The sequence below is a fragment of the Lysinibacillus irui genome, assembly GCF_028877475.1.
Taxonomy (GTDB): Bacteria; Bacillota; Bacilli; order Bacillales_A; family Planococcaceae; genus Lysinibacillus; species Lysinibacillus irui.
The window spans coordinates 1,289,191-1,313,108 of the sequence record NZ_CP113527.1 but is presented as its reverse complement, the minus strand read 5'-3'; the positions used below and the strand labels follow the sequence as shown (position 1 = coordinate 1,313,108).

Genomic DNA, 23,918 nt, shown 5'->3' with positions numbered 1-23,918 from the left:
TTGCACTATATATGTGCCCCCGGCTATTTTAAGGTTTGAAAATAAGATTCCAGTAAACCTATTTTTACTGCTTGATAGTACGAATTCCCTCAAAAGCGTTTACTATTAATTGTTGTACATAGGATTCATCTAATGGTTCGCCGGTCACAAGTAATCGATAGAAAATTGGACCATAAATTAAATCAATACATATATCAATGTCGATATTTTTTTTCAATTCACCACGTTCTACCCCTTTTTCTAAAAGACTGCCTGCTTCAAGTCGGCGAGGGCGAAAATATCGATCACGATAGGCATCTGCCAATCCGGAATCAAATTGTCCTTCTCCTAATAATTGCTTAATTATTGTCCCCTCTCGACTCGTCAAAAACTTCGTTAAATTTGTGGCGTGAATAAGTATATCATCGTATGCCGAACCAGTGTCAGGCACAGGCAATCTTTCTGAGGCAGCATAAAGAAAACCATCCATTATTACAGCAGCCTTGTTTGGCCACCATTTATAAATAGTTGCTTTGCTAACTTGGGCACATTCTGCAATTTTATCAACAGTTACAGCCTGAAACCCGTTTTCTAATAATAAATCATACGATGCTGATAGGATTGAGTTTTGTGCTTCTAAATTACGTGGTCTCCCTCTTTTACCATCCATTATAAGTATCACCTTTCTTCCGGAATTTAAAAACTATAAGTTCAGTATATCAATTATATAGAAAAACAGAAAGTTGGATTTGCCTATTTACAAAACTGTACGTTCAGTATATTATGTTGTTAATCATTTTATATACTATACGTTTAGTATTTATAATTGAACAAAACTTAAGGGAGGAAACAACATGGCGTTGTAATTATTAGTGTTTAAACAATAAATTTTCACATAAGGAGTTGTTCAGTATGCCTAATATAACTAAACAAACATTTGAAAAAAACATCCCTTCTTGGTTAACTTTCCTGTTGGCAACAGCATGCGGTATCATTGTTGCTAATCTGTATTATGCACAGCCCTTAGTCGGAGTAATTAGCTCATCCATCGGGTTGTCAGCAAACAGTTCTGGCTTTATCGTTACGTTAACACAAATCGGTTACGTAGTCGGTTTGTTATTTATCGTGCCTTTAGGAGATATTTTAGAAAATCGGAAGTTAGTTGTCTCATCTTTACTTATCACGGCAGTTGCTCTCATCATTACAGCACTGTCTAAACAAACTTGGTTGTTCCTAGCCGCTTCATTTGTCATTGGTTTAGGCTCGGTAGCTACCCAAGTACTCGTCCCCTTTGCTTCTTATCTTGCATCCGATTCTTCACGCGGGCGAGTTGTTGGCAATGTGATGAGCGGTTTGTTACTTGGAATTATGCTATCACGTCCTTTATCGAGCTTAGTCGCTGATTTTTTTGGCTGGCATGCCATATTTATTTTATCTGCTATAGCTATTATTATTTTAGCTATCGTACTTGCGAAGGTGTTACCTACAAGAAAGCCTTCAACTGACACTCACTATTTAGCTCTGCTCTATTCTATGTGGCATTTGCTAAGAACAACCCCAATATTACGCCGTCGGGCTGCATATCATGCATGTGTATTTGCATCTTTTAGTTTATTTTGGACTACAGTTCCTCAACTGTTAACTAGCTCTATGTTTCATTTTTCTCAGAAAGAAGTTGCATTATTCGCGCTAGTTGGAGTTGCAGGTGCAGTAGCTGCACCCATAGCCGGACGAATTGCAGATCGTGGCTTTACTAGACTTGCAACAGGAATAGCACTCCTTACAGTTGTTATTTCTCTTTTATTGCCACTTATCATCCAAACAAGTTCACCCATCGGAATAGCTGTTCTCGTAGTTTCATCGTTATTGTTGGATGCTGGAGTATCCGCAAATCTTGTGCTCGGACAACGCGAGATTTTCTCGTTGAGTTCCGAAATTCGTAGTCGGCTGAATGGGTTATTCATGGCTATTTTCTTTTTTGGCGGTGCAATTGGATCTGCAATAGGGGGGTGGGCATATGCCGAGGGAGGATGGAGTACAGCATTATGGGTTGGAATAACATTTCCAATTATATCCTTACTTTATTTTACTACAGAGAAGAAGTAATTCTATAATTTTTTCTTTAGAGAAACGGAGTTGGAGATTTCTTCTTAATCCAAATCCGTTTCTTCAATTATTAATCTAACTATGTGCTTTATTACAAATTTATATTAATGTTGCCATGGGCCGTTTGGCACTCAGACTCATTCCTACTTCACTATTCACTATCTAATGTAAAAAGTATCGCTATAGCGGCAATTAACACTTTAATGCTAGCTTCTGTCGTATAAGCGTTCTAGCAATCCCATTTCATAGCCTTTTGCTACCGCCCCGACCCTTGTCTTCACCTCAAGCTTTTGGTTAATTGCCGCCATATGATATTCCACCGTCCGCTGACTCATAGCTAGCTCCCTAGCAATTTCTTTATTTGTCTTCTGAAGCGCTATTTGCTTTAGTACAGCCTTTTCTGTTGGTGTTAATTGATCAGCTCTCGGTAATGTAGTGATATTTTCCGGTACGAGCCGCAGACCAAGCATACTCTGCCGAATGGCATTTATTATTTGTGGATAGGTCGCCTGCTTCGATAAATAAGCATGTATTCCTATCTCATAAGCTTTTTGCACATATTCATCGTAGACATAACCCGACAGCACGATCATTTTGATTGCCATATCGTAAGTCCGCTTTATTTCTACTGCCAAGTCAAATCCCGTCATACCTGGCATTGAAATGTCAATTACGGCGACGTCCGGCTTCAATGTACCGATACGTTTAATCACCTCAAGCGGGTCACTGAATGTCTCTACGACCTGCATATCCTGCTCACGCTCTAGTCGATTTTTCAATCCCTCCATGACAAGTGGATGATCATCGAGTAACAGAACTTTGATTGGTTGATCCATAATTTGCTTCACCTCCCAGTTTTGGCAGTCTAATAAAGACAATCGTACCTCGTTCAGCTTCCGATTCAATCTCGATAGCTCCTCCAAATTTAGCTACTTGACTACTGATTGTGACAAGCCCAAATCCTTTAGAGTCAGTACTGTCTTTAGCTTGTACTGGATCGAATCCGATGCCATCATCACTGACCTTTCCACAGAACGCGTCATCATTTTCCCATAGCTGAATTTCCAACTTTCGTGCCTTCGCGTGCTTAACCGTATTATTTGCAAGCTCCCTAACAATTCGAAATAGTGTCATTTTGTATAATGGAGGCAACGTAGCTGGCAATTTGTTGTCCAACTTAATTGCAGGGCCTCCGTTCTCTTTAACTGTGCGTGCGAGCCAGAGCAGTGCTGCATCTAACCCCGCCTGGTCAATGATGTGCGGATATAAATCATCGCATAGCTTTCGGATGTCACGTTGCGTATCGTACAAACATTTTAACCAAACGGCGGTTAACTGCCTGTCACTTCGCTCGGTATCGTGTAACTCTTCCAAATCGCGAGCAAGAAAAATTAGATTCTGCAACACATGATCATGCAAGTAATATGACAACCGAATCCGCTCTGCCTGCTGGGCTTCTAGCAATCTGTATTCTGAGGTTTCCTTTGGTAATTCACTTCTCGCTCCTCTTAGTTCATCGAGTAAAGCAGCACCCATCAGGAGACTAACGGTTTCTTGCCTTACTTTGTTGATTAAGCTTAGTTCTTCAGGCGTAAAGGAAGTATTATTTTTTTTTGAACCAAGTCCCAAATAGCCTATGACCTTTCCATCAGGCTGTACAAGATTCATCACTTGTGCAAAAACAGTTAGTGAAGGTTGGCTAAAATTGGTATGCGTCTCGGTAAATTGGCCTGTTCCATAGATAATAGCTTCACTTCCCCGATTCCAGACGAAGCAAAGCCCTTCAATATCTGTCACGCTATGGACGAGCTCGGCAAGCATTCGTAATAGATCACGGCTATTACGATGTTCAGCAAGCCTAATCGACATCTCTAACCTTTGTTGATCCAATAGATTTTCCCGTTTCTTCCGCTGTCGTTTGAAACTATCAAGTCCAAGTCGGTGTAGCAATGTGAGAATAATAAACGCACCACACAATATAAGTGTTAGTAGAGATGCACTAGAACGTATAAGCGCTGCTATCAGGATAGTTGCAATCCCCAAAAATAATCCATTAATAACTAAACTAGGGAGATAAAAACGGATATCTAGCAGCTTTTGTCTGGTCCACAACGTTAGGATGGAAGCTGGGAAAACAATAAGACCGGCCAATGTCATATCCGGCAACACTATGTATTCCCCCCATAGTAGATCAGGGAGTGCATATAAAAACAGGTAAGGTAACAGGCCAAATGTCAACGCAGCAACAAATGTAAGAAGCTGATTTTTTTCAGCGCGATCCATCGTACGCCAATATATGATAGTAATGACGAATAGGGCAAGTAATGTACCAATCAGTGCTGCATGAAGAGCACTCCTGGTCCATCCTGGGATGACCCCTAGCGAGAAAACTAGTAAAGCATATACAGCGAACATAGCTGCCAATACCCGATAGACAGCCATTACTAAACCAATCCACCTTGGGACCGTGCGAAATACGAAGGCAACGAAGAAAGCAAATAGCAGGTAAGGCAACCAACTAACAACGACAGGCAATATTAGTCCAGTAAGCACAGTCTCTGTTGAATAGACCGATAGCAGCGTCGCCGCCATAAATACATTTAATGCATAAAAACGACGCACCATATAGGACTCAGGCTTGTTCCTATAGGCAGCCAGTCCGATAACGAGCAGCGCCAATTCCACGCATGCTGCATACAAACTTTTATAAACTTCTGACATTGCTAATTCACTACGCAATTCGAAGCGACCCAAGCCCTCGCGCTCGAACTGAAGTACCCCCAATTTCTTCAGATAAGCACGATTACCTAATTTCATTATTTCTGGCTTTTGACCATCAACCATCAAAAGTCTGTCACCGATATGGATGTCCCATTCTCTAACCTTACCGGCTGGATCGATGGATGCAACGACCCAGGTGTTTCCGTCTTCAAGGAACATTAAACCAGTATATGGATTCTTTAAAGTAATGGCATGAATATAACCTGCAACAAGTAAAAATAACAAGGCTGAACTGTATACAGCTAAATTATATTTACGGGCTATTTTTTGCAAATCCACTCACCTCTCTTTAAGTATATTACTCTAATAAATCACTTAGTCGAGCATAAAAGTAAAGGTGAATGACATGCTAAGCGCTTATCGAACTCCCACTAAATACATGTTAATCATCCCCCATAAAAAATTGACAAATAAATGCAGCAGGATAGCGCCATAAATATTTTTGCGCAACTTCACTAAGATTTCTTCAGGAATCATTATGGCTAACGGAACGTACGCCCAGTTAATTGGCACTTGCCACATGTGATAGAGTTGAAAAATGATGGCAATCCATAGCCAATCAAACTTGAGAAGTCCCACTTTACGTAGCAAATAACCCCTAAAATAAATTTCCTCACCGATAAAATTTCCAATTAGGCCAATTAGCAATAACGGTAACGGAAAAGCTGGATCATAGTATCCTTGATAAAAAACATGCCATTCCCCCATATGGAAAGCAGGGAATCCATTCAGCCATTCAAAAAATGGTGGATAGACATATTTTACATAAGGTAACGATAAAAGCGTGAATAGAATCGTCAAAATCGGAAAGACGAATACCAGCCCTTTCAGATCAAGTCTGGTGAAGCCTAAGTATACGAGTGATTCCTTGAATGAAAGTCTGTCCTTGTATCGTAGCATTAGGAAAGGAACGAGCATATGCCAGCCGGCACTCATTAGGACAAGCACATATAACTGCACATAATGAGCTGATAAGTCGGTCCATGCCATTATCATCTCTCGAAGCGGATAGATGAAAACATATGCTATCAGACCGGGTAACAAACCAATAAACAAGTAAAAAGCAATTTCTTTTTTTGTTTTGGCTTCATATTTACGGACGAAACGGATATAGTTCGGATCAGACAAGTTGAAAAAATCTACAAGTTTACGGTAAACCTCAGACATGACAAAACCCCTCCTGTTATTCTCAAAATGAACTTTAATTTCTTAAAGTACTCATTGAGCATAGCGGACTTTGGTGTCTACAGAATCCGTATTTTCCGTCAAAATTAAGTTTACTTACGCATTCTTTTTGCGTGTTCACGCAAAGAAATAATATTGCGTTTTTTGTTACTTCACGTCAATATTCATTTAATTAATAAAAGATTCAGCCAATATACGGTAAATAAACAATTGACTTATAAATATCACAAGAAAATGTTGAAGTAAAAGTTATCCCTATAAATTGAAAACCCAAACAATTTACAGAACATTAAATTAATGTTTTGTAAATAGTTCGGGCTTTTTGGCTAAAATCTAATTAGGATGGTTCACTCCCTGCAAAATTAACTTCGAAAAATGAAAGAAACTAAAAATAATATTTTATTTTTTACCTACATGCTTCAGCTTCATGAAGAAAAGCTAAATTTAGCCAGCATTTCACCCCATGGAGCAATTCCTACTTCTTCAAATCCTACACTCGCATATAATCTTCTTCCCTGTTCGTTTTCCGGTTGATACCCAAGCCATACTACGTCAGTACAATCATTTCTGCCTTCTATATCTTGAATAATTAATTTCATTGCGGCCTTACCATATCCATGTCCTTGGAAACGTTCATCAATCATAAATCTATAAATCCAGTAGTTCCCATCGTCTGAATCTATTCCATACATTGCAAAACCTATTAACTTTTCATTGCAGTAGATTGATTTAATTTTTAAATGAGGAAATATTTTACTTTCCGCAATTGAATACAAATTTGATGCTACATAACTTTGCTGTTCCTGCTTTACTTTCAGTTCTATGCAATCTTCCCAATTACTTTGATCAATAGATTTTAAATAAATCAAATTTGGATTCCTCCTATAATAGTCTAGTTTATTTTATCCGAATCATTAAATTTATATTGTTTTATTTGCATAACACATCACTCCTTATAGGATATTATAGTTTACAAACTTTAATAGAAAAACTCTCATGTATAAATTGAGTTCTTTTATAAGAATATCCAATTTTACTAGCATTATATCCTGCGTTTAATCGTTTACTTCTGTAATATTACCTTCCATTTCAACTAATCGAATTTAAAATCATCACCTTCTTTTTATTTCTTCATATTCTATAGAAAGAAGTTGAATAATGTAGGGCAAACGTTATGGGAAGAAGCATATTCATGTTAGCGTTTGTAGTCTCTGGTGATTTCAGTTCATCAATAGTGTGGTTTTTAACAGCTTTATTTGTAGCAAAACAAAGCTGTTATCAATCATTTTTATGATTTCTATTATTGTAGTCGCAAGTCTAATATAGCGGTGCATTGACATAATCAGCTGTGTCTTTGAATAATCTGAAACAAAGTTAATCTTAGTACACAATAGAATTTTCCAAAAAATCACCATGAAGCCTTTATAGTTTTGTCATTGAAGAACTAGGCACAGTTGCACCATTTATAATCCATATTAACCGTCTATATTTTTACAAAATAGGACAAATTTAAGCTGTTTCCTACAAAAAGAGTTGCTTTTTTACTGAAAGTGAGATTTTGTAAATTTCTGTTCTCATAACATCCCTTTAGAATGATAGAATGTTTTTATACAGTGAAAGAAGGAGGAGAAGGATTCATTGTCTAATCAAAATGAAACTTCATTAGATAAGGAAAAACAACCTGATCAGAAAATTAAAATAGAAAGAAAAGAGGGAGAACCGACTGCTGCTTTTAAAGGTGCTTCTTGGGCAGCTTTGCTAGTAGGTGTTTCTGCTTATCTTATAGGATTGTTCAACGCAACGATGCAACTAAATGAAAAAGGGTATTACTTAGCCGTTTTAGTTTTCGGACTCTATTCAGCCATATCGTTACAAAAAGCGGTAAGAGACAAAGATGAGGGAATACCCGTTACTAGTATTTATTATGGTATTAGTTGGATCGCACTTATTCTATCTATTTCATTAATGGGTATTGGGTTATATAATGCTGGAAGTATTGTTTTAAGCGAAAAAGGTTTTTATGGTATGTCCTTTGTTCTTAGTTTATTTGCATCCATTACGGTCCAAAAGAACATTAGAGACACACAAAGAGCAAAAGAAAGAAATTAAGTTATATCACTCAAGGAATCTAGAAGTTCATTCTGGATTCCTTTTGTCATTTGTTCTTGTCTCATTACACTCCTAAGCGTATCAAGTCCTCGGCCTGTCCAAGTTCAGTACAATACGCTTTCGATTTATGTAAAAATCTTTCCTATTGATATTTGGTACCCTGCTCCCTGTTGTACGTTGATAGTGAAAAAAGTCGAGACTAATTTTTCAAGCCCCCTTCCCTCTATCAAATTCCGAGTAAAACAATGTTATGTCAGGAGACTAGACGAAAAGAGCATGGCTGTAATTAGCCATGCTCCGTTAGATATACATTAATCTATATTATTTTTCTCCACTTATCGCAACTAAAATCTTAGATTGTGTTTTGTCACTTGTTAACGTTTTGAATCCTTTGTCAACAATCTCATCTAGTTCAATTTGACTTGTGATGATTCCTTGTGGTTTTAGTTGACCAGAGCTCATAGCATCTATTGTTCTTTGGAAAATTGATGGTGTATAAACAATTGATGATAATACATTAACACCTGTATTTGTAAGTTGCATTGGATTCCATTCGATCGGTCTAGCAAAAATCGAAACAATCATCATATTACCACGAGGTTTTGTTACATCAATTGCTTGTTTAAAGGTAGGAGCTACTCCAGCAACCTCAAAGGATACATCAACTCCATCTGCTACGATTGCTCGAACTGCTTGTACAGGATTTTCTTTACCTGAGTTAATAACATGAGTTGCCCCTAATTCTTTTGCCTTCTCTAGTCGTTCGTCAGATAAATCTAATACAATAACTTTGCTTGCACCAGATGCTTTGGCAGCGATTACTGTTAATAATCCGATTGGTCCGGCCCCAAATACTGCAACTGAATCTCCTAGTGTAACCCCAGCATCTTTGACAGCTTGTACAGCAACAGCCATTGGTTCTACAAGTGCACCATCTTGTAATGTTAAATTATCTGCTAAACGGTGGATATTTGTTACGGGGACGTTGACATATTCTGCAAATCCACCGTCTCCATGTAATCCGATGAAGTTAAATCCATCATAACGATCGACATCTTCATGCTTGTTTCTATACGTTAAAGTAGGGTTGATTACAACTCGGTCCCCTGCTTTAAAATCAGTAACCTTAGCGCCAACTTCTTCGATGATTCCAGCAAATTCATGTCCCATTGTAAGTGGGGCAACCTCACCTGTTAATTCAGCTTTGACATCAACTGGTACGAAAACGGGACCTTCTTCGTATTCATGCAAATCACTTCCACAAATACCAGCCCACGCTACTTTTACTTTCACTTCTTCTTCTCTTAAAGCTCGTAATTCAACCTCTTCTACTCTAATATCTTTCACACCATGCCAAACTGCAGCTTTCATTTATGTTACCCCCAAAATTATTTAAATTGGTACCATAAAATAACATCTTTAATAGCTACTCGTGCATTATCAAAATCCGATGCTTCTATACACTTGATAAATGTATTGATGGACATATGATAGGATTCAACTAGATTCATTTTCCATTTTGTTTGTGCAGCTACGTTTGTAACAAATATGGTTTCTTTAAAAAATCGTAGCATCGCAATATTTCCTGTAACATCAAAAAACAATTGTAATAAGTGTGCAAACGAAACAACATATTCATAAATATTTTCAGCAGACTTTCTTTGTTTCATTGCTTCAAAACGACGTAATAGTTCGCTTTGCAAATCGGCCGTCCATTTAGATTCACACTTTGTAAGTGCAGTATCCAATAGGTAATAAAGCGCTTCCAAATAATCCTTCAATTCCTGATCCGTTATAATCTTCACTCTTACACCTTTATGTTGAACTTTTTCAACTACACCATCTTTTTGTAAAAGATAAAGAGCCTCACGGACAGGTGCATGACTTACTTGTAACTCTTTTGCAATTTCCGCTTCTATTAAGCGCTGACCTTGTTCATAATACCCAGAAAATATACGAAATAATAATCGTTCAGCTATTTGCTCAGAAATTGTTTTTTTTGAAATTGAATTTTCATCAAACCCCATTAAACCACTCCATTAAATTTATATCTTCTATTTTAACATAGTTCAGTGTATAGGGTGATTAGCTAAAGGTGTTATATATTATGGATTATAGATTATCGATAATCTATAAAGGTATTTTAATATAAAAGCTTGTTACTTTCAATTATCTTGTTTTGGAATGCTATTGAAGAATCTTTTAAGAGAAGTTTAAAACGCTAGGAAAATGATTGTTACGTTGATTTGATAGTTAATTTGAGATGGTTTGCGAAGATGAGGATATAAGATAGTAGTTCTGAGCCTTACATAATGACTCACATTAGATTGATATGGAGTTTTAGAATAAAGTTCCTTTGATTTTTTTAATATTGTGTAGTAATATATACATACTTAAAAAGAATGTACAGTACTTTTAGTTACTTTTGTATATTATAGGAGGTTTACAATGCAAAAAATTTATAATATTGGTGTTGAAGCTACACTTGAAGTCATTGGCGGTAAATGGAAACCGGTTATTCTTTGTCATTTGAACCACCATGGTAAAATTCGAACAAATGAATTCCGACGATTAATTCCAGGTATTTCCCAAAAAATGCTCACAAGTCAATTAAGAGAATTAGAACAGGCAGGATTAATCAACCGAAAGGTCTTTAATCAAGTACCGCCCAAAGTGGAATATTCCTTAACGACTTATGGACAAGGAATGGAACCTATTCTAAACATGCTTTGCACTTGGGGCGAAAAGCATGTTGAATTATTACAGGAAAATGGCGAAGATGTCATGTTAAAACAACGTGATGATGATATAGCCATGCAGCAAACATCGTAATGAGAAGGAAAAAGAGACTGTCAAACACAAAACAGTCTCTTTTTCCTTTTTAACGCATTTAGGGTTATGTCGTATTATCTATTGAGAATGTGAACGGTGCCATAGGATCTTTCATTTAAGAATTTACTATTTGTAAACGATGAATCTCTTGTTTTTCCAGTAGCGGTTCTGTTTGCTGACCACAATATTTATAATGTTCAGCGTTCATATGAAATATAAGCGCCTCTTCATCTTTCCATCTTTCATAAAAAATAAATGTATCACTATTTTCAACAGATTCATGAAGAGTATATTGGAGACAGCCGTCTTCCATTCGAGATGCTTCAACTAAGTTTAATAACTCTTTTCTAAGCAGTTCACCTTTCCCAGATTTAGCTTTTAAAACCGCATTGATTATAATTTCTGTCATTATTTTCTTTCTCCTTGTTAAGGATAGATTATCCTCTTATTCATACATATAAGATCGCGTCATAGGAATTGAATCATTAATGCCTTTTGTAAATACAAATTGATGTAAATCAATATTACCTGTAAAGAATGAAGCTGCACAGGCATTTAAATATAAGCGCCACATACGAATGAATCGCTCATCTTTAGTCTGACGAATTTCACCTAGCGCATGTTCAAAATTTCGAGCCCAGTGTTGTAAGGTTTTACCGTAATGTCTACGTAAGCTTTCCACATCAACTATATAAAATTGTTGATTTGTCATATTGGTAATTAATTCGTTGACAGCAGGAACATATCCGCCAGGGAAAATATATTTTTCAATCCATCCATTTGTAGCACCATTCGTTAGCGATGAAATACAATGAAGCAGAGATAACCCGCCGTTATTTAATAGTGTATTCACAGTTTCAAAGTATTCTGTAATGTGATCTTTTCCTACATGTTCAATCATGCCTACACTAACAATTTTATCGAATTTACGACCTTGAATATCACGATAATCAAGTAAAGATACTTCAACCAACTCAGTAAGTCCCTCTTGCTTAATTCGCTCAGAAGTCTGTGCATATTGCTCCTCACTTAATGTTACGCCCATGGCTTTAACACCATATTGCTTTGCTGCAGCTGTGATCAGTTCACCCCATCCACAACCAATGTCCAATAAAGTATCACCTTTCTGAAGATTTAACTTCCTTAAAATATGATTTACTTTATTATGTTGAGCTGCTGTTAGAGTATCTTTATCGCTTTTGAAATATGCACAAGAATATGTCATTGTGTCATCGAGCCACAATTTATAGAAGTCGTTCCCGATATCATAATGGTGAGCAATATCTTCTTTATTTTTTTGTTTGGAGAAATTCCATTTACTTTTGAAATATTGCAATTTACTATTACCTAAAAAACTATCCTGCTTTTTGTAAATAGATTGAATTGCTTTTTCAAGATCTCCTTGTATTTCAAGATCTCCATTCATATATGCTTCACCAAATGCAATAGAAGGGTCCTTAGCAACCTCTTTTTTTGATAGAGGCTTATGGAATGTTACATGGAAACGAGGTTTTCCCTCACCATAATGTAAGGTCTCTCCATTCCAAAGTGTAATTTGAACAGGGTCTGAAAAGAGATTTTTTAGTATATTTTTATAAAAAAATTCTTCAACCATTTAAACATCTCCTATTGAAAAGTTAAAAATATCTAGATGACCATGATGAGTAAAATGAAAAGGTTACTCTTATAAAGCATGGATTCCATCATTTCTTAAATCAGTAATTTGAACACAAGACATACACCTAGATAGCCCTTATAGTGTGGCTCTCTACAAAGGTATACAAGCTAAGTCTTACCTATCAGTGTTATTTCAAATCAGTCTTCTTATAAAAACAGGAAATACTAAGATAAACAGCCAAGGCTTTTTTAGCACTTGGCTGCTGAGGTATCTTTAAAATGCCATATATCTGAAATCAGTTGTCAGTAACCAGATTATTCTAAAATACCTTTGTAAATCCTTCTAAGCCATTTCATACTCTCTTTACTTAAAATCGATTGGAAGTGGTGCATGAGGAGCTATTAGTTTTTGTTCACGCATTTCTTTCCAGAATGCTGCCGGAATCACCGTATTTAATGCAGCTTTGACTTCTGCAATTCGCTCTCGTTTACTTGCGCCAGGAATGACAGTAGCAACTGCTGGGTTCGCCAATGAAAATTGTAAAGCAGCTGACTTAATGCTGATTTGATGACGATCTGCAATACTTTTGATTTTTTCTACTTTCTTTAATAAGAAAAAGTTCACACGATAAAATACCTCATCATTCATTCTCGTCTTACAAATGTCATTATGAAATATATCTAACACAATAAAAAGTACGTACTTAAAAGTGCTATAGAAACAAAAAAGTACCTAAAAGAATGGAAAATATATCTGATAGATACCTTCTTGATGTTCATTTATCTTGTTTAAATGTGCCTTATCTAAAGAAATTTTCTCACAATATCTACTTAAATGGGGTAATAAATCAGCATTGATAAATATAGGAATAACCCCATTTCTACTACCTCTATTATGCCCCTCCTAATTACTTATGCTTCATCTCTTTTCATTAGTTATTGCGCTTATCAATTCACATTGCTGTTCATCAAAAGCGAAATTTTTCAAAATCATCACCATCTTTTTTTCTCTTCATATTCTATAGAATCAGGTCGAATATTGAGGGGGAAACGTTATGGGGATTGAATTCACAGCTCTCCATTGGATTTACGTTGTTTTTATTGTGCTCATCATCGGATTTATGGTTAAACGTCGCGATACCACCCTCATTTGTATACTTGGAATCTTTGTGCTCGCAATCGTTGCGACTGGCGATTTAACTTCGTCTATCAGTGGCGTTTTTAACAGCTTTATCTATGCCATTACAGAGCTGTTATCAACAATTCTTATTATTTCGATTATCGTTGCTATGAGTCGAGTGATGATGTCTTCAGGTATTAATGAGGTCATGGTTGCACCTTTCACAAAGATCATTAAAACACCTGCACTTGCCTATTGGACGATTGGTCTGTTAATGATGTTAATCTCCTGGTTTTTCTGGCCATCTCCTGCAGTTGCATTATTAGGAGCTGTGCTCTTGCCTGTTGCCATTCGAGCGGGACTTCCGGCACTTGGCGTTGCTATGGCGATGAACTTATTTGGGCACGGGATTGCGTTATCGAGTGATTTTGTCATACAAGGGGCTCCAAAATTAACGGCTGATGCTGCGGGTATCCCTGTTGGAGATGTAGTTTCGGCTAGTATTCCACTCGTCATTACAATGGGCGTTGTAACCACAATTGTTGCTTATATTTTTTTACGGCGAGATATGAAGCGAGGAACGCTGCTTTTAAATACTGGCAACAACGAAGAGGAGGATGGCGAACAAGAAACTGCGGAAAATTTACTGTCAATTGGTCAAAAACGTTTCTTCGCCGTGCTTATTCCCATTGCCTTTATCTTAGACGTCATCGCTATGTCAGTATTCAATTTAACGGGCGGCGATGCAACTGCTTTAATCGGTGGAACCTCTGTTTTTATTTTACTTTTGCTTAGTGTTGTTACTCATAAAGGAGAAGGGCTCGAGAAGACGACAAGCTATTTGATTCAAGGATTCCAATTCGGCTTTAAAGTTTTCGGGCCTGTTATCCCAATCGCCGCATTCTTCTATCTTGGAGATGCTGGCTTCACACAAATTCTCGGTGACCACCTACCTGCTACCTCGCATGGTATTGTGAATGATCTTGGTGTTGGTCTTGCAGCGGTCGTCCCTTTAACAAAGGAAATTGCGGTTATCACGTTGGCGGTCGTCGGTGCCATTACTGGATTAGATGGTTCGGGCTTCTCTGGAATTTCCCTAGCAGGATCAGTTGGCAGTCTCTTTGGCAATGCCATTGGAGGGGGAACAGCCACTTTAACCGCTTTAGGGCAAATCACAGCGATTTGGGTAGGCGGCGGTACTTTGATTCCATGGGCGTTAATTCCCGCTGCTGCAATTTGTAATGTGAGCCCATTTGAATTGGCAAGACGTAACTTAATTCCTGTCGTTATTGGGCTGATTGTGACAACGATTGTAGCTGTGTTTTTAATTTAGAATGAAAAGAGATGGTCACTTTATTAGAAACCATCTCTTTCACTCTCCACATAATATTTTTGTAAGTTCTTATGAAACATTTCTTTTAGTTGGCATTCGTTAATGCCTAAAATATAGGCTTCTATCATTATTTGTTCCACACTCATCGATAGTTGTTGAAGTGAAATAGTCTTTGCTTTATTAGAATCTACAGTAACAAGTGCTCTAGTATGAGAGTTAATGGTGATAATGCCCTTTTTTTGAAGCTCTTTGTAGCTTTTACGAACCGTATGAAGATTGAGGTTTATTTGTGTCGCTAACTTGCGAATAGAAGGCAAATGATCACCCTTTTTTAAATTTCCTGTCGCGATTAATAAATGCAGTTGCTGGGTAAGTTGCTGATAATAAGGAATTTTGCTCCTTCGATTTACTTTTACATTCATTTGTCGAGGAATCCTTCCATTAAAATTTCTTTTTGGCAATAAAATGATGCATGATAATCATCATTAATAGTACAAGCAACAGTGTGACAACAATAGTAACGTAATACCATGTTTCCACGTCACCTGTCACTAATATCGTTGTAGCATACAAGCTATTACTAGCAGGATTAAGTACATCTAAGAATGGATGTAAACCAGCACATAAACGACAAATAAATAAGACAGCTATACTTATTAAAGCAATAAATGGTGAACTATTAAAAAATGTGCTCATCATGGTAACAAGTGTTATGACAAATAACAGCCAAATACAATAAAATACTAAAGCTATCAATGCATGAGTTATCGGTACAGAGGTAAATAAATAAGATGTATAGCCAAAGGACATTGCATAGCCTAGAGCAATACATAGAACAGCTAAAACATAATGACTAAGGATCTTACTATTTAAGTAGGATGAGATAGAGACAGGCCTTGTGAAAATGAATGCCATCATCCCATTGGCTTTTTCTCCTTGAATAATGCCCATCGTCGCAATGGCAAGTATGATAATACCTAGTTGATCAAATTGGGAATTAAGGGTGGAGGCCAGCACTTCTTGTCCCTCTGGCTTTGCCAATGTAGGATCAATCATAATCCCTTCAATCCCACCCATTGATTGTAAAATAGCAGGCAAGAAATACATCATGATCGGTTGAGTTAAGCCTAGTAGAATAAATACAATTGGTAACCAAACTACTTTATATTCCTTTGTCATTTGATTGATTTCTTTTTTACTTAATGCTAAAAACGTATTCACTCCACGTTACACCACCAATTCTAAAAATATTTCTTCTAAGCTTTCTTGAATGCCAAGATCAAACTTTGTAAATAACACGTTTGAATCCAAGCCGTACTGTAGCAATCGATGGGCATCCGCTTCCAATTGATTAACGTATACTTTAAAACCATCACCACTACTTTCGATTCTCTTTACATACGGTAAATGTTCAATCGTTGTGAGCCACTTAACATCTTTCTTTTGAATCATTAAAAAGATAGCTGAGTCTTGATAGCGATTAAGTAACTCTAATTTCGACGCATCTTCTATTTTGTAACCATTTTTAATCACGACAAAGCGTTCGCAAATTTCCTCTGCATCACTTAATATATGGGTGGAAAATAATATGGTCGTATCTTTTTTTATGTCGTTTAATAAATTCAATACTTCACGTCTACCTATGGGATCTAGCGCTGATACTGGTTCATCCATAATGATGAAAGCTGGCTTGTGTAATAAAGCTTGTGCGATGCCAAGACGCTGTTTCATTCCTCCTGAAAATGTTCCGACATGAGCATGTGCTTCTTTCCCTAAGCCCACTTTTTCTAAAAGAAATGGAATGTCCTTTTGTAGTTGATTTTTCGAAATACCAGAAAGTGTCCCCATAAAGGATAAAGTTTCAAATGCTGTCATCCAGGAGAAAAAATTAGGATACTGTGGTAAATAACCGATTTTGTTTTTCATCTTTGAAATTTTTTGTCCATCAAGTACAATGTCTCCTTCATCTGCATTAAGAATGTCAGCAATGATTTGAATTAATGTGGTTTTCCCTGCCCCGTTTGGTCCAATAAGTCCTACACATTCATTCGTATCGATAACCATTGAAAAATTATTCACAGCCGTCTTATATTTAAACTTTTTTGTAATATTATTAATTTCTAAGCGCATGTTTATTTACATCCTTTCTGCCAATCACGAAATATAGAACAGAACCAATTGTATTAAAGAATAAAATAATAATTGCCCACATCAATATATTTTCTCTCGTCTCTCGGTGCCGATATAAATCGACTAGTGCAACAACGATAAGTAAAAATCCTACGAATAAAAAAGGTAAAATGATTGGTAGTATACTTGCCCAATCAATTTGACCTAAGTCTTCAAAACCGTAATGTAATTTCATCTTAATATAGCCCCCTTTCATTATCATTATCGATAATGATAACAGAAATCTTAAAAAATTACATTACCTTTTTACTGTACATCTCAAAAAAAAATCTATAGTATATTTTTTGATAATGTTCTCATATTGATAACATTTGATTGCTTCCCTTGATACTATCTCATTTTATCTGATAGGAGGATCGATTTATGCGTAATAAAGCAGAGGTATTAATGCACCCTGTGAGAATGAAAATTTTACAAGCTCTTATGCACAATAAAGAAGAAGGCTTAAGCACTTTGGAGATGATTTCTGTTATTAAGGATGTACCCCAGGCTACTTTATATCGGCATATCCAAATTTTAGTGGATGAAAACATCATAAAAATTGTGAAAGAGCGTAAAGTACGTTCTGTTACAGAGAAGTTTTATGCATTAAATGAAGGAGCAGCAAAACTTAGTAAGGAGGATTGGACACAACTTTCAACCAAGCAAAAGTTAAATTATATTTCTTACTATCAATTAGCTTTACTTTCTCAATATCAAAATTATTTACAATCCCTTGATGAAAAAGAAAGTACTGCAGATTTAGCAACTTTTTCTTTCATTGATTTGACATTAACAACGGAGCAATTCAAGAACTTTGATAATGAATTAAACGAATTATTAACTAAATACTATAATATGGCCGACTCAACTAAAGGTTCTGAAACAAAAACGATTGCTTTAAATATTATTCCAAAACCTTAGGTAGTATTTTACGTAAAGAAATGGAGAAGATTTATGAAAAAAGGAAAGTTACTTCAAAACATAAGAAAATTAATCATGATTATTATTGGCGCAGTTATTGCGGCGTACGGATTAGAAGCTGTTTTAATTCCTAATGATGTTATTGATGGTGGTGTTACGGGTTTAAGTATTATGGGCGCTCACCTCTTTGGCATTCCGTTAGGCGTACTGCTCTTTGTACTAAATATTCCGTTCATTTATATCGGCTACAAGCAAGTAGGAAAAACATTTGCCTTAATGAGTTGTGCTGGTATCGCAGCATTATCCATTTCTACGGTTCTTTTACATGATGTCAAAACCATTTTAGGACCAAATGATCCCTTACTGATTGTCTTATCTGGTGGTATGCTACTTGGTGTTGGGATTGGTATTGTCTTACGAAACGGTGGAGCTTTAGATGGTTCCGAGGTGTTAGCCGTACTATTATCACGTAAGATTCCATTTTCAGTCGGTGATATTATATTATTTATCAATGCCTTTATTTTCTTAGGGGCAAGCTTTATTTTCGGCTTAGAAAGCGCATTATACTCAGCATTAACATACTATATTGCAAAAAATGTTATTGATATAATCCAAGTTGGTTTAGAAAAATCAAAAGAAGTACGTGTGGTCAGTGCAAAATCTGAGGAAATTGGTGATGCCATCCAAGCACGCCTAGGTCGTGGTGTTACCTATACACATGGACGAGGTGGTTTCTCCAATGAACCAACTGAAATTTTAAATTGTGTCATTAACCGTATGGAAGAAAATAAATTAGTTTCGATTATTAAAGATATTGATGACGGTGCATTTGTTGTTATTTCCGATGTTTCGGAGGTTCGCGGCGGTAACTTCAAGAAGCGAGATATCCATTAATATAAAAGTAAGTAAGGCTTCTATAGTCTTACTTACTTACTTTTTTTGTTTATTTACTTACTGGAGAGGTTACAGTTTCATGTGTTTCATATTTTAGGCCACCGATTAAACAGAAAGCTCCAATAGCTACGACTACTGCAGCACTAATCAATGCATAGTGATAGCTATTGGTTATATTGGCAAGCTTTCCTGCAATGGATGGCCCAATCATTTGTCCAAATGCGTAGCCAGCCGTTAAATAACCTAAAATTTTATGGCTATTAATAGGAGTTATATGTCTTGCTAGCGTTGTACTAACTGTTGTGATGCCCATAAAAGTAGCGCCAAAAATAAAGGCACTAGCATAGAGTGTAATCGTATTCGTGGCAAATGCAGGTAAAATAATCCCAACTGCTTGAACGATCATGGATACAAATAATGTTTTTACATAACCATACTGCTGCGCTAGCTTTGACCATACGAAGCACGATGGAATGGCAGCTATTCCCACAACAAACCAGACAAAGGCAGCATCCCCATTAAAGCTTGTTGATTCTCGCGCAATCGATACAATAAAAGTACCTGTGACAATATAACCTAGCCCTTCTAAACTATAGGACATCATTAACCACTTCATCCATTTCTTTGGTGGAGTTCTCTTCGATGTAGTGGGTTCATGTATCCGTTGTTGTTCACTTGGCCTAATAGGTTTGATGAATAGTACGATAATGCCAAACAATAGAATACAAAACAAAGCTAACGCAATCCATGTGCCATTCCAATGGTAGATTGCCTGTATGGGTGACACAATAATGGCACTTAATGCAATCCCTACACCAACCCCACTATAGAAAAATCCTGATAAATGCATTTTACTACTACTAGCCAACTGATCGAGTACAAGACTAGCAATCACTACAAAAATAAAAGCGCTCACTACTCCAGAGATAAACCGAAGTATATACCATAAAACAACATTATCTGTAAAGCCCATAAATGCAGTTGTAAGAATGCTAATAATTAGCCCTATTTGCAAAAACGGAATACGTTTATTCTCTAAGGTTAAACGACCTGCCACTATTGCCCCTATTAGATAGCCTAAATAGTTGCTTGTTGCTAAATAACCAGCAGTCGAACGGCTAAATTCAACTGTTTCTTGCATATAAGGTAAAATGACCGTATAGGAAAAACGACCAATGCCCATGGCAATGATCAAAGAAAAAATACCACCTATTAAATATTGAACTGTTTGTTTGTGCATCGTATCACTCCTTCTCTTCTCCACTATATCGAATAATTAGCTATCACAAATATGTTCAATTCGTTATAATTAGTATCAAAAAAATTGATAGCTGGAGGGCCAATGAATATTAATGATTTAAAGATCTTTCGAACAGTCGTCCAAACAGGGAGTTTTTCAAAAGCTGCTACAGCACTTAATTACACGCAATCAAATATCTCTATGAAAATCCAAAATCTTGAGGCTATGTATCATACAACATTTTTTTATCGGGGGCATCGAGGCATTCAACTAACACCTAAAGGGGAACAATTTTACGAACTGGTATTAAAGATGCTTCATCTCTATGATACATCGTTTGAGATTTTACAAAATACAGAGGAACAAAGAGGAATTTTGCGCATTGGTTCAATGGAAACTACAGCAGCACTTCACTTACCAGCACTGTTAACACCATTCCATCAAGCCCATGAACAGGTTGATATCACTATATTGACTAGTCCATCTCAGCATAATATTGAACGGTTAGAAAACTATGAAATAGATGGTGCATTCGTGACCGGGCCTGTATATAAAGAAAATATATTGGTGAAGGAGTTTATCTGTGAAGAGCTTGTTTTTATCACATCTTCTAAGCATAAGCCCATTAAAAATTTGAGAGACTTAGAGGGTAGCACTGTGATTACGTTCCGAAATGGCTGTTCCTATCGAGCCATTTTGGAGCATTGGTTACACGAAGACGGAGTACGTCCTCAAAATAGAATGGAATTTGGTACACTTGATGGTATAATTGGCTGCGTTGCTGCTGGATTAGGTATTACTTTACTTCCTCGTGCTATTGCGGAAAAATATATGGCAACACAAACACTAACTCTGCACGAATTAACGAATAAGCAAGCACATATTCCTACCTGGTTTATTTATCGTAAGGATGATGTACAATCACCAATACTTCAATATTTTTTAGAATCAATAGACGCGTATGACTATCCATCAGTTTGAGTGTTCTATCTATTATTTTCATTACTAAAAGAGCTGTTCAGTAGATTTCCCCCACTGAACAGCTCTTTTCATGTTTTCCTTTGACGGCTGAACGTAATTCCTTTAGGCTTTAATTAGATATAGAAAGGAGCTTTTTATGGATATTTTTATCGCTAGTAACCGCCAATTACCTATCCGTTATTATGTGCAAGAATCGGTCTGGATTCGTCGCGGGGGCAGTACAAAACTTCCCGATGTAACATTGCCATTTTTTGTAGAGGTAGAAATGAAACATCCTCATAATTTAGCCATTATTAGAGACTATATTTTTGACTTTCAACGACAGTACAAGCAGACAGAAATTCAACTTTTAATAAAGGACATAGCTCACTTAGCAACCATGCAGGAAATGCTTTCACACGTTAAGCAAATCCATCATACCATCACCATTTACCCACTGTGATTTGGATTAAGTCGTTAATGGCAATGTGATTATAAAGTACAATGTCTCATTTTTATATGTAGCGTGAATGGTTCCTCCGTGAAGCTCCACAATGCTTTTGGCAATCGCTAGACCAAGCCCAGAGCCTTCTGTTACATTCGTTCTCGACTGGTCCTTTTTATAAAACCTCTCAAATAAACTATCAAGCTCTTCTGGTGTAAAGGCGTCACTTTGATTTGCTACACCAATACGCACATGATTGCCTTGCCCTTCAAGAGAAACGATTATTTTTCCGTCACCCGTACTATAGTTAATCGCATTGATTAATAAATTATCAAACACACGAACAATTTTTTCTGAATCAAGCGCCGCAAAAACTCGCTCTTCTGAAAAATGCTTCTTAAAAATGCGGTGTTTCTCCTCTGCAAGTGGCACTAATTCCTCCATTAATTGATCGAGTAGCTCATTTAAACAGACTTGTTGTCGCACTAAAGCATTTTTATCATTTGTTAGCTTTGTATATTCAAATAAATCATCAATTAAATTTTTTAATTGCTCGGATTTAGAAAAGGCTATTTTCAAATATTCGTCGTATTGCTCTTTTGTCTCATATTTTTCCTCTCTTAATAGCCGTAGGTAACCCATTATGGAGGTAAGCGGTGTTCTCAGATCATGTGAAACATTTGTAATGAGCTCATTTTTCTGTTGCTCAATTTTCCTTTCCATTTCGATACTTGTCATGATTTCTTCTGCCATTTGGTTAATATTATCTGTTAATAAAGCAATTTCATCCTGCCCTTTTTTCTCAATGCGAAAGGCTAAATTCCCCTTTGCTATTTCCAATACCCCCTCTGCTAACGCTTCTATTTGATTCATTTTGCGCTTGGTTATATAGAAGAACGATACAATAAATAAAATAATACCAATGAAAAAAGGTATAGGTCCTTCACTCGTACTTGTAATGGCTTCACCTTGTGGAAGGCCACTTACGAAAAAATAATAGTTTTTATCTTGCAAGGTCAAAGGTACTAATGTTGAAAATTCTCTACGAGAAGTTTCAATCGTATCAGGATACGCTTGATCAAACGGCTGATTAATTGTAAAATCCATGACCTTTCTAATTTCTTCATGTAAATCAATTTGTGACTCTTTTACCTGCTTTGTTTTATATAAAACCTTCCCTACCTCATCTGTTACTACAATTTTTAAAGCATTCTGGTCACTTTCGAAATTTTCATCTTCTTGTTCAATCAATTGCCTCAACACATTCACATTATTTTCTTGGGTCGCTAATTTTGCTGTATCTTGTGCCTGATAATACATCATCTTCATACTGTAGCTATAATCAACGATGACAGTGTCATTAATATTCTCAAATAAAGGGAGGACTGCCCGTGATACTAAAAAGCTTCCAAGTGCACATAAAATAAAGGTTGTAAATAATTGAATTCTAATGCTGCGCTCTATATTATTCTTTATTTTTCTGTAAATACGCTGGAGGGGCCCCAGTAGCTTTAAGAATAGCCTAAAGATCTTTTTCAACTTTATATCCTACTCCCCAGACAGTTTTGATATATTGTGGATTTCTTGGATTTGTTTCAATACGTTCACGAATTTTTCGTATATGTACCATCACTGTATTTTCTGATTGGAAAGCTTCCTCTTTCCAAACCTTTTCATAGATTTGCTCTGCGCTCATCACGATGCCCGGATTACTTACAAGTAGTTCCAAAATAGCAAACTCTCTTGGTGTTAATTTTACTTTTTCATTGTTAACAAAGACTTCATGAGTCGCTGTATTGAGACGCAAATCACCGATTTCCATTTCCTCACCATTGCTATTATTTAAGCCATTCATTTTAAGATAGCGCCGAAGCTGTGATTTAATGCGTGCAATCAACTCTAATGGATTAAAGGGCTTTGTCACATAATCATCAGCCCCTATTGTTAAACCAACAATTTTATCCATATCCTGTGACTTTGCAGTAAGCATGATAATCGGCATTTCCGCTACTTCTCTTACCTTCATACACATTTCTATACCATCCACTTTAGGCATCATTAAATCGAGTACTATTAAATGTACCTGATGCTTCTTCAGTAGCTGCAAGCCTTCTTCCCCATCACATGCCTCTAGCACATGATAGCCCTCATTTTTCAAATAAATAGCGATAAGATTTCTTATCTCTTTTTCATCATCAACAATTAAAATTGTTTCATTACTCAT

The 23,918-nt window shown here is 36.5% G+C and carries 24 protein-coding genes and 1 pseudogene; 8 read left to right on the top strand and 17 right to left on the bottom strand.

The window, feature by feature from the left end:
• Positions 1-64: 64 nt before the first annotated feature.
• A complete protein-coding gene (locus OU989_RS06280; protein WP_274796266.1) occupies positions 65-649 on the bottom strand; it encodes a TetR/AcrR family transcriptional regulator in 585 nt (194 codons plus the stop codon).
• Positions 650-891: 242 nt separating this feature from the next.
• Here OU989_RS06280 and OU989_RS06275 point away from each other — a divergent pair, with 242 nt between their 5' ends.
• A complete protein-coding gene (locus OU989_RS06275) occupies positions 892-2,085 on the top strand; it encodes an MFS transporter (RefSeq protein ID WP_274796265.1) in 1,194 nt (397 codons plus the stop codon).
• Between the two features lie 206 nt (positions 2,086-2,291).
• Here the strand turns inward: OU989_RS06275 and OU989_RS06270 are convergent, their stop codons facing one another.
• The 4 genes from OU989_RS06270 to OU989_RS06255 form a co-directional block, all read right to left on the bottom strand.
• Complete coding sequence (locus tag OU989_RS06270) at positions 2,292-2,921, bottom strand: response regulator transcription factor (protein WP_274796264.1); 630 nt, start codon at positions 2,919-2,921, stop codon at positions 2,292-2,294.
• Positions 2,887-5,145, bottom strand: a complete 2,259-nt coding sequence (locus OU989_RS06265) for a sensor histidine kinase (protein WP_274796263.1) — start codon at positions 5,143-5,145, stop codon at positions 2,887-2,889. Before OU989_RS06265 ends, OU989_RS06270 begins: the two co-directional genes overlap by 35 nt.
• A 78-nt stretch (positions 5,146-5,223) precedes the next feature.
• Positions 5,224-6,033, bottom strand: a complete 810-nt coding sequence (locus OU989_RS06260; protein ID WP_274796262.1) for a CPBP family intramembrane glutamic endopeptidase — start codon at positions 6,031-6,033, stop codon at positions 5,224-5,226.
• A gap of 443 nt (positions 6,034-6,476) precedes the next feature.
• Complete coding sequence (locus OU989_RS06255) at positions 6,477-6,920, bottom strand: GNAT family N-acetyltransferase (RefSeq protein ID WP_274796261.1); 444 nt, start codon at positions 6,918-6,920, stop codon at positions 6,477-6,479.
• A gap of 769 nt (positions 6,921-7,689) precedes the next feature.
• Between OU989_RS06255 and yiaA the strand changes: the two genes are divergently transcribed.
• Complete coding sequence (gene yiaA / locus OU989_RS06250) at positions 7,690-8,160, top strand: inner membrane protein YiaA (protein WP_274796260.1); 471 nt, start codon at positions 7,690-7,692, stop codon at positions 8,158-8,160.
• A 321-nt stretch (positions 8,161-8,481) separates the two neighbouring features.
• Here the strand turns inward: yiaA and OU989_RS06245 are convergent, their stop codons facing one another.
• Together OU989_RS06245 and OU989_RS06240 are read right to left on the bottom strand one after the other, a co-directional pair.
• A complete protein-coding gene (locus OU989_RS06245) occupies positions 8,482-9,531 on the bottom strand; it encodes a 2,3-butanediol dehydrogenase (protein ID WP_274796259.1) in 1,050 nt (349 codons plus the stop codon).
• A gap of 17 nt (positions 9,532-9,548) precedes the next feature.
• Complete coding sequence (locus tag OU989_RS06240) at positions 9,549-10,187, bottom strand: GntR family transcriptional regulator (protein ID WP_274796258.1); 639 nt, start codon at positions 10,185-10,187, stop codon at positions 9,549-9,551.
• A gap of 421 nt (positions 10,188-10,608) precedes the next feature.
• On the opposite strand from OU989_RS06240, the gene OU989_RS06235 reads away from it, so the two are divergent.
• Positions 10,609-10,992: a winged helix-turn-helix transcriptional regulator gene (locus OU989_RS06235; protein WP_274796257.1), complete on the top strand. Its 384-nt coding sequence runs from the start codon at positions 10,609-10,611 to the stop codon at positions 10,990-10,992.
• A gap of 115 nt (positions 10,993-11,107) precedes the next feature.
• Here OU989_RS06235 and OU989_RS06230 read toward each other — a convergent pair whose 3' ends face one another.
• From OU989_RS06230 to OU989_RS06220, 3 genes and pseudogenes are all read right to left on the bottom strand, one after another.
• Positions 11,108-11,401 carry a putative quinol monooxygenase gene (locus OU989_RS06230; protein WP_274796256.1) on the bottom strand — a complete coding sequence of 98 codons (294 nt, stop codon included), beginning with the start codon at positions 11,399-11,401 and terminating at the stop codon, positions 11,108-11,110.
• 36 nt (positions 11,402-11,437) lie between these two features.
• Positions 11,438-12,607: an SAM-dependent methyltransferase gene (locus OU989_RS06225; RefSeq protein WP_274796255.1), complete on the bottom strand. Its 1,170-nt coding sequence runs from the start codon at positions 12,605-12,607 to the stop codon at positions 11,438-11,440.
• A gap of 366 nt (positions 12,608-12,973) precedes the next feature.
• Positions 12,974-13,222, bottom strand: a pseudogene (locus tag OU989_RS06220) (aldo/keto reductase); the annotation flags it as partial.
• Positions 13,223-13,664: 442 nt separating this feature from the next.
• Here OU989_RS06220 and OU989_RS06215 point away from each other — a divergent pair.
• On the top strand, positions 13,665-15,062 hold the full coding sequence (locus OU989_RS06215; RefSeq protein WP_274796254.1) for a hypothetical protein: 1,398 nt from the start codon (positions 13,665-13,667) through the stop codon (positions 15,060-15,062).
• Positions 15,063-15,085: 23 nt separating this feature from the next.
• On the opposite strand, the gene OU989_RS06210 is transcribed toward OU989_RS06215, so the two are convergent.
• Genes OU989_RS06210 through OU989_RS06195 form a run of 4 tightly spaced genes read right to left on the bottom strand, consistent with a single transcriptional unit; the run spans position 15,086 to position 17,427 of the window.
• Positions 15,086-15,484, bottom strand: coding sequence for a GntR family transcriptional regulator (locus tag OU989_RS06210; protein WP_274796253.1), 399 nt, complete (start codon positions 15,482-15,484; stop codon positions 15,086-15,088).
• Between the two features lie 19 nt (positions 15,485-15,503).
• Positions 15,504-16,283: an ABC transporter permease gene (locus tag OU989_RS06205; protein ID WP_274796252.1), complete on the bottom strand. Its 780-nt coding sequence runs from the start codon at positions 16,281-16,283 to the stop codon at positions 15,504-15,506.
• 6 nt (positions 16,284-16,289) lie between these two features.
• Positions 16,290-17,192 carry an ABC transporter ATP-binding protein gene (locus tag OU989_RS06200; RefSeq protein WP_274796251.1) on the bottom strand — a complete coding sequence of 301 codons (903 nt, stop codon included), beginning with the start codon at positions 17,190-17,192 and terminating at the stop codon, positions 16,290-16,292.
• Positions 17,176-17,427, bottom strand: coding sequence for a PLD nuclease N-terminal domain-containing protein (locus OU989_RS06195; protein ID WP_274796250.1), 252 nt, complete (start codon positions 17,425-17,427; stop codon positions 17,176-17,178). The genes OU989_RS06200 and OU989_RS06195 overlap by 17 nt, the downstream gene beginning before the upstream one ends.
• Before the next feature lie 188 nt (positions 17,428-17,615).
• Here OU989_RS06195 and OU989_RS06190 point away from each other — a divergent pair, with 188 nt between their 5' ends.
• Both OU989_RS06190 and OU989_RS06185 read left to right on the top strand, forming a co-directional pair.
• Positions 17,616-18,155, top strand: a complete 540-nt coding sequence (locus OU989_RS06190; protein WP_274796249.1) for a transcriptional regulator — start codon at positions 17,616-17,618, stop codon at positions 18,153-18,155.
• A gap of 33 nt (positions 18,156-18,188) precedes the next feature.
• A complete protein-coding gene (locus OU989_RS06185; protein ID WP_274796248.1) occupies positions 18,189-19,049 on the top strand; it encodes a YitT family protein in 861 nt (286 codons plus the stop codon).
• 49 nt (positions 19,050-19,098) lie between these two features.
• Here OU989_RS06185 and OU989_RS06180 read toward each other — a convergent pair whose 3' ends face one another.
• Positions 19,099-20,289 carry a YbfB/YjiJ family MFS transporter gene (locus OU989_RS06180; protein ID WP_274796247.1) on the bottom strand — a complete coding sequence of 397 codons (1,191 nt, stop codon included), beginning with the start codon at positions 20,287-20,289 and terminating at the stop codon, positions 19,099-19,101.
• Between the two features lie 102 nt (positions 20,290-20,391).
• Between OU989_RS06180 and OU989_RS06175 the strand changes: the two genes are divergently transcribed.
• Together OU989_RS06175 and OU989_RS06170 are read left to right on the top strand one after the other, a co-directional pair.
• Positions 20,392-21,270, top strand: coding sequence for a LysR family transcriptional regulator (locus OU989_RS06175; protein WP_274796246.1), 879 nt, complete (start codon positions 20,392-20,394; stop codon positions 21,268-21,270).
• A 136-nt stretch (positions 21,271-21,406) separates the two neighbouring features.
• Entirely contained in the window at positions 21,407-21,712 is a 306-nt protein-coding gene (locus OU989_RS06170; protein WP_274796245.1) for a hypothetical protein, read from the top strand.
• A gap of 6 nt (positions 21,713-21,718) precedes the next feature.
• On the opposite strand, the gene OU989_RS06165 is transcribed toward OU989_RS06170, so the two are convergent.
• The gene (locus OU989_RS06165) at positions 21,719-23,233 is read right to left on the bottom strand and encodes a sensor histidine kinase (protein WP_274796244.1); all 1,515 of its coding nucleotides are present in this window, start codon (positions 23,231-23,233) and stop codon (positions 21,719-21,721) included.
• Positions 23,217-23,918, bottom strand: a complete 702-nt coding sequence (locus tag OU989_RS06160) for a response regulator transcription factor (protein ID WP_274796243.1) — start codon at positions 23,916-23,918, stop codon at positions 23,217-23,219. The genes OU989_RS06165 and OU989_RS06160 overlap by 17 nt, the downstream gene beginning before the upstream one ends.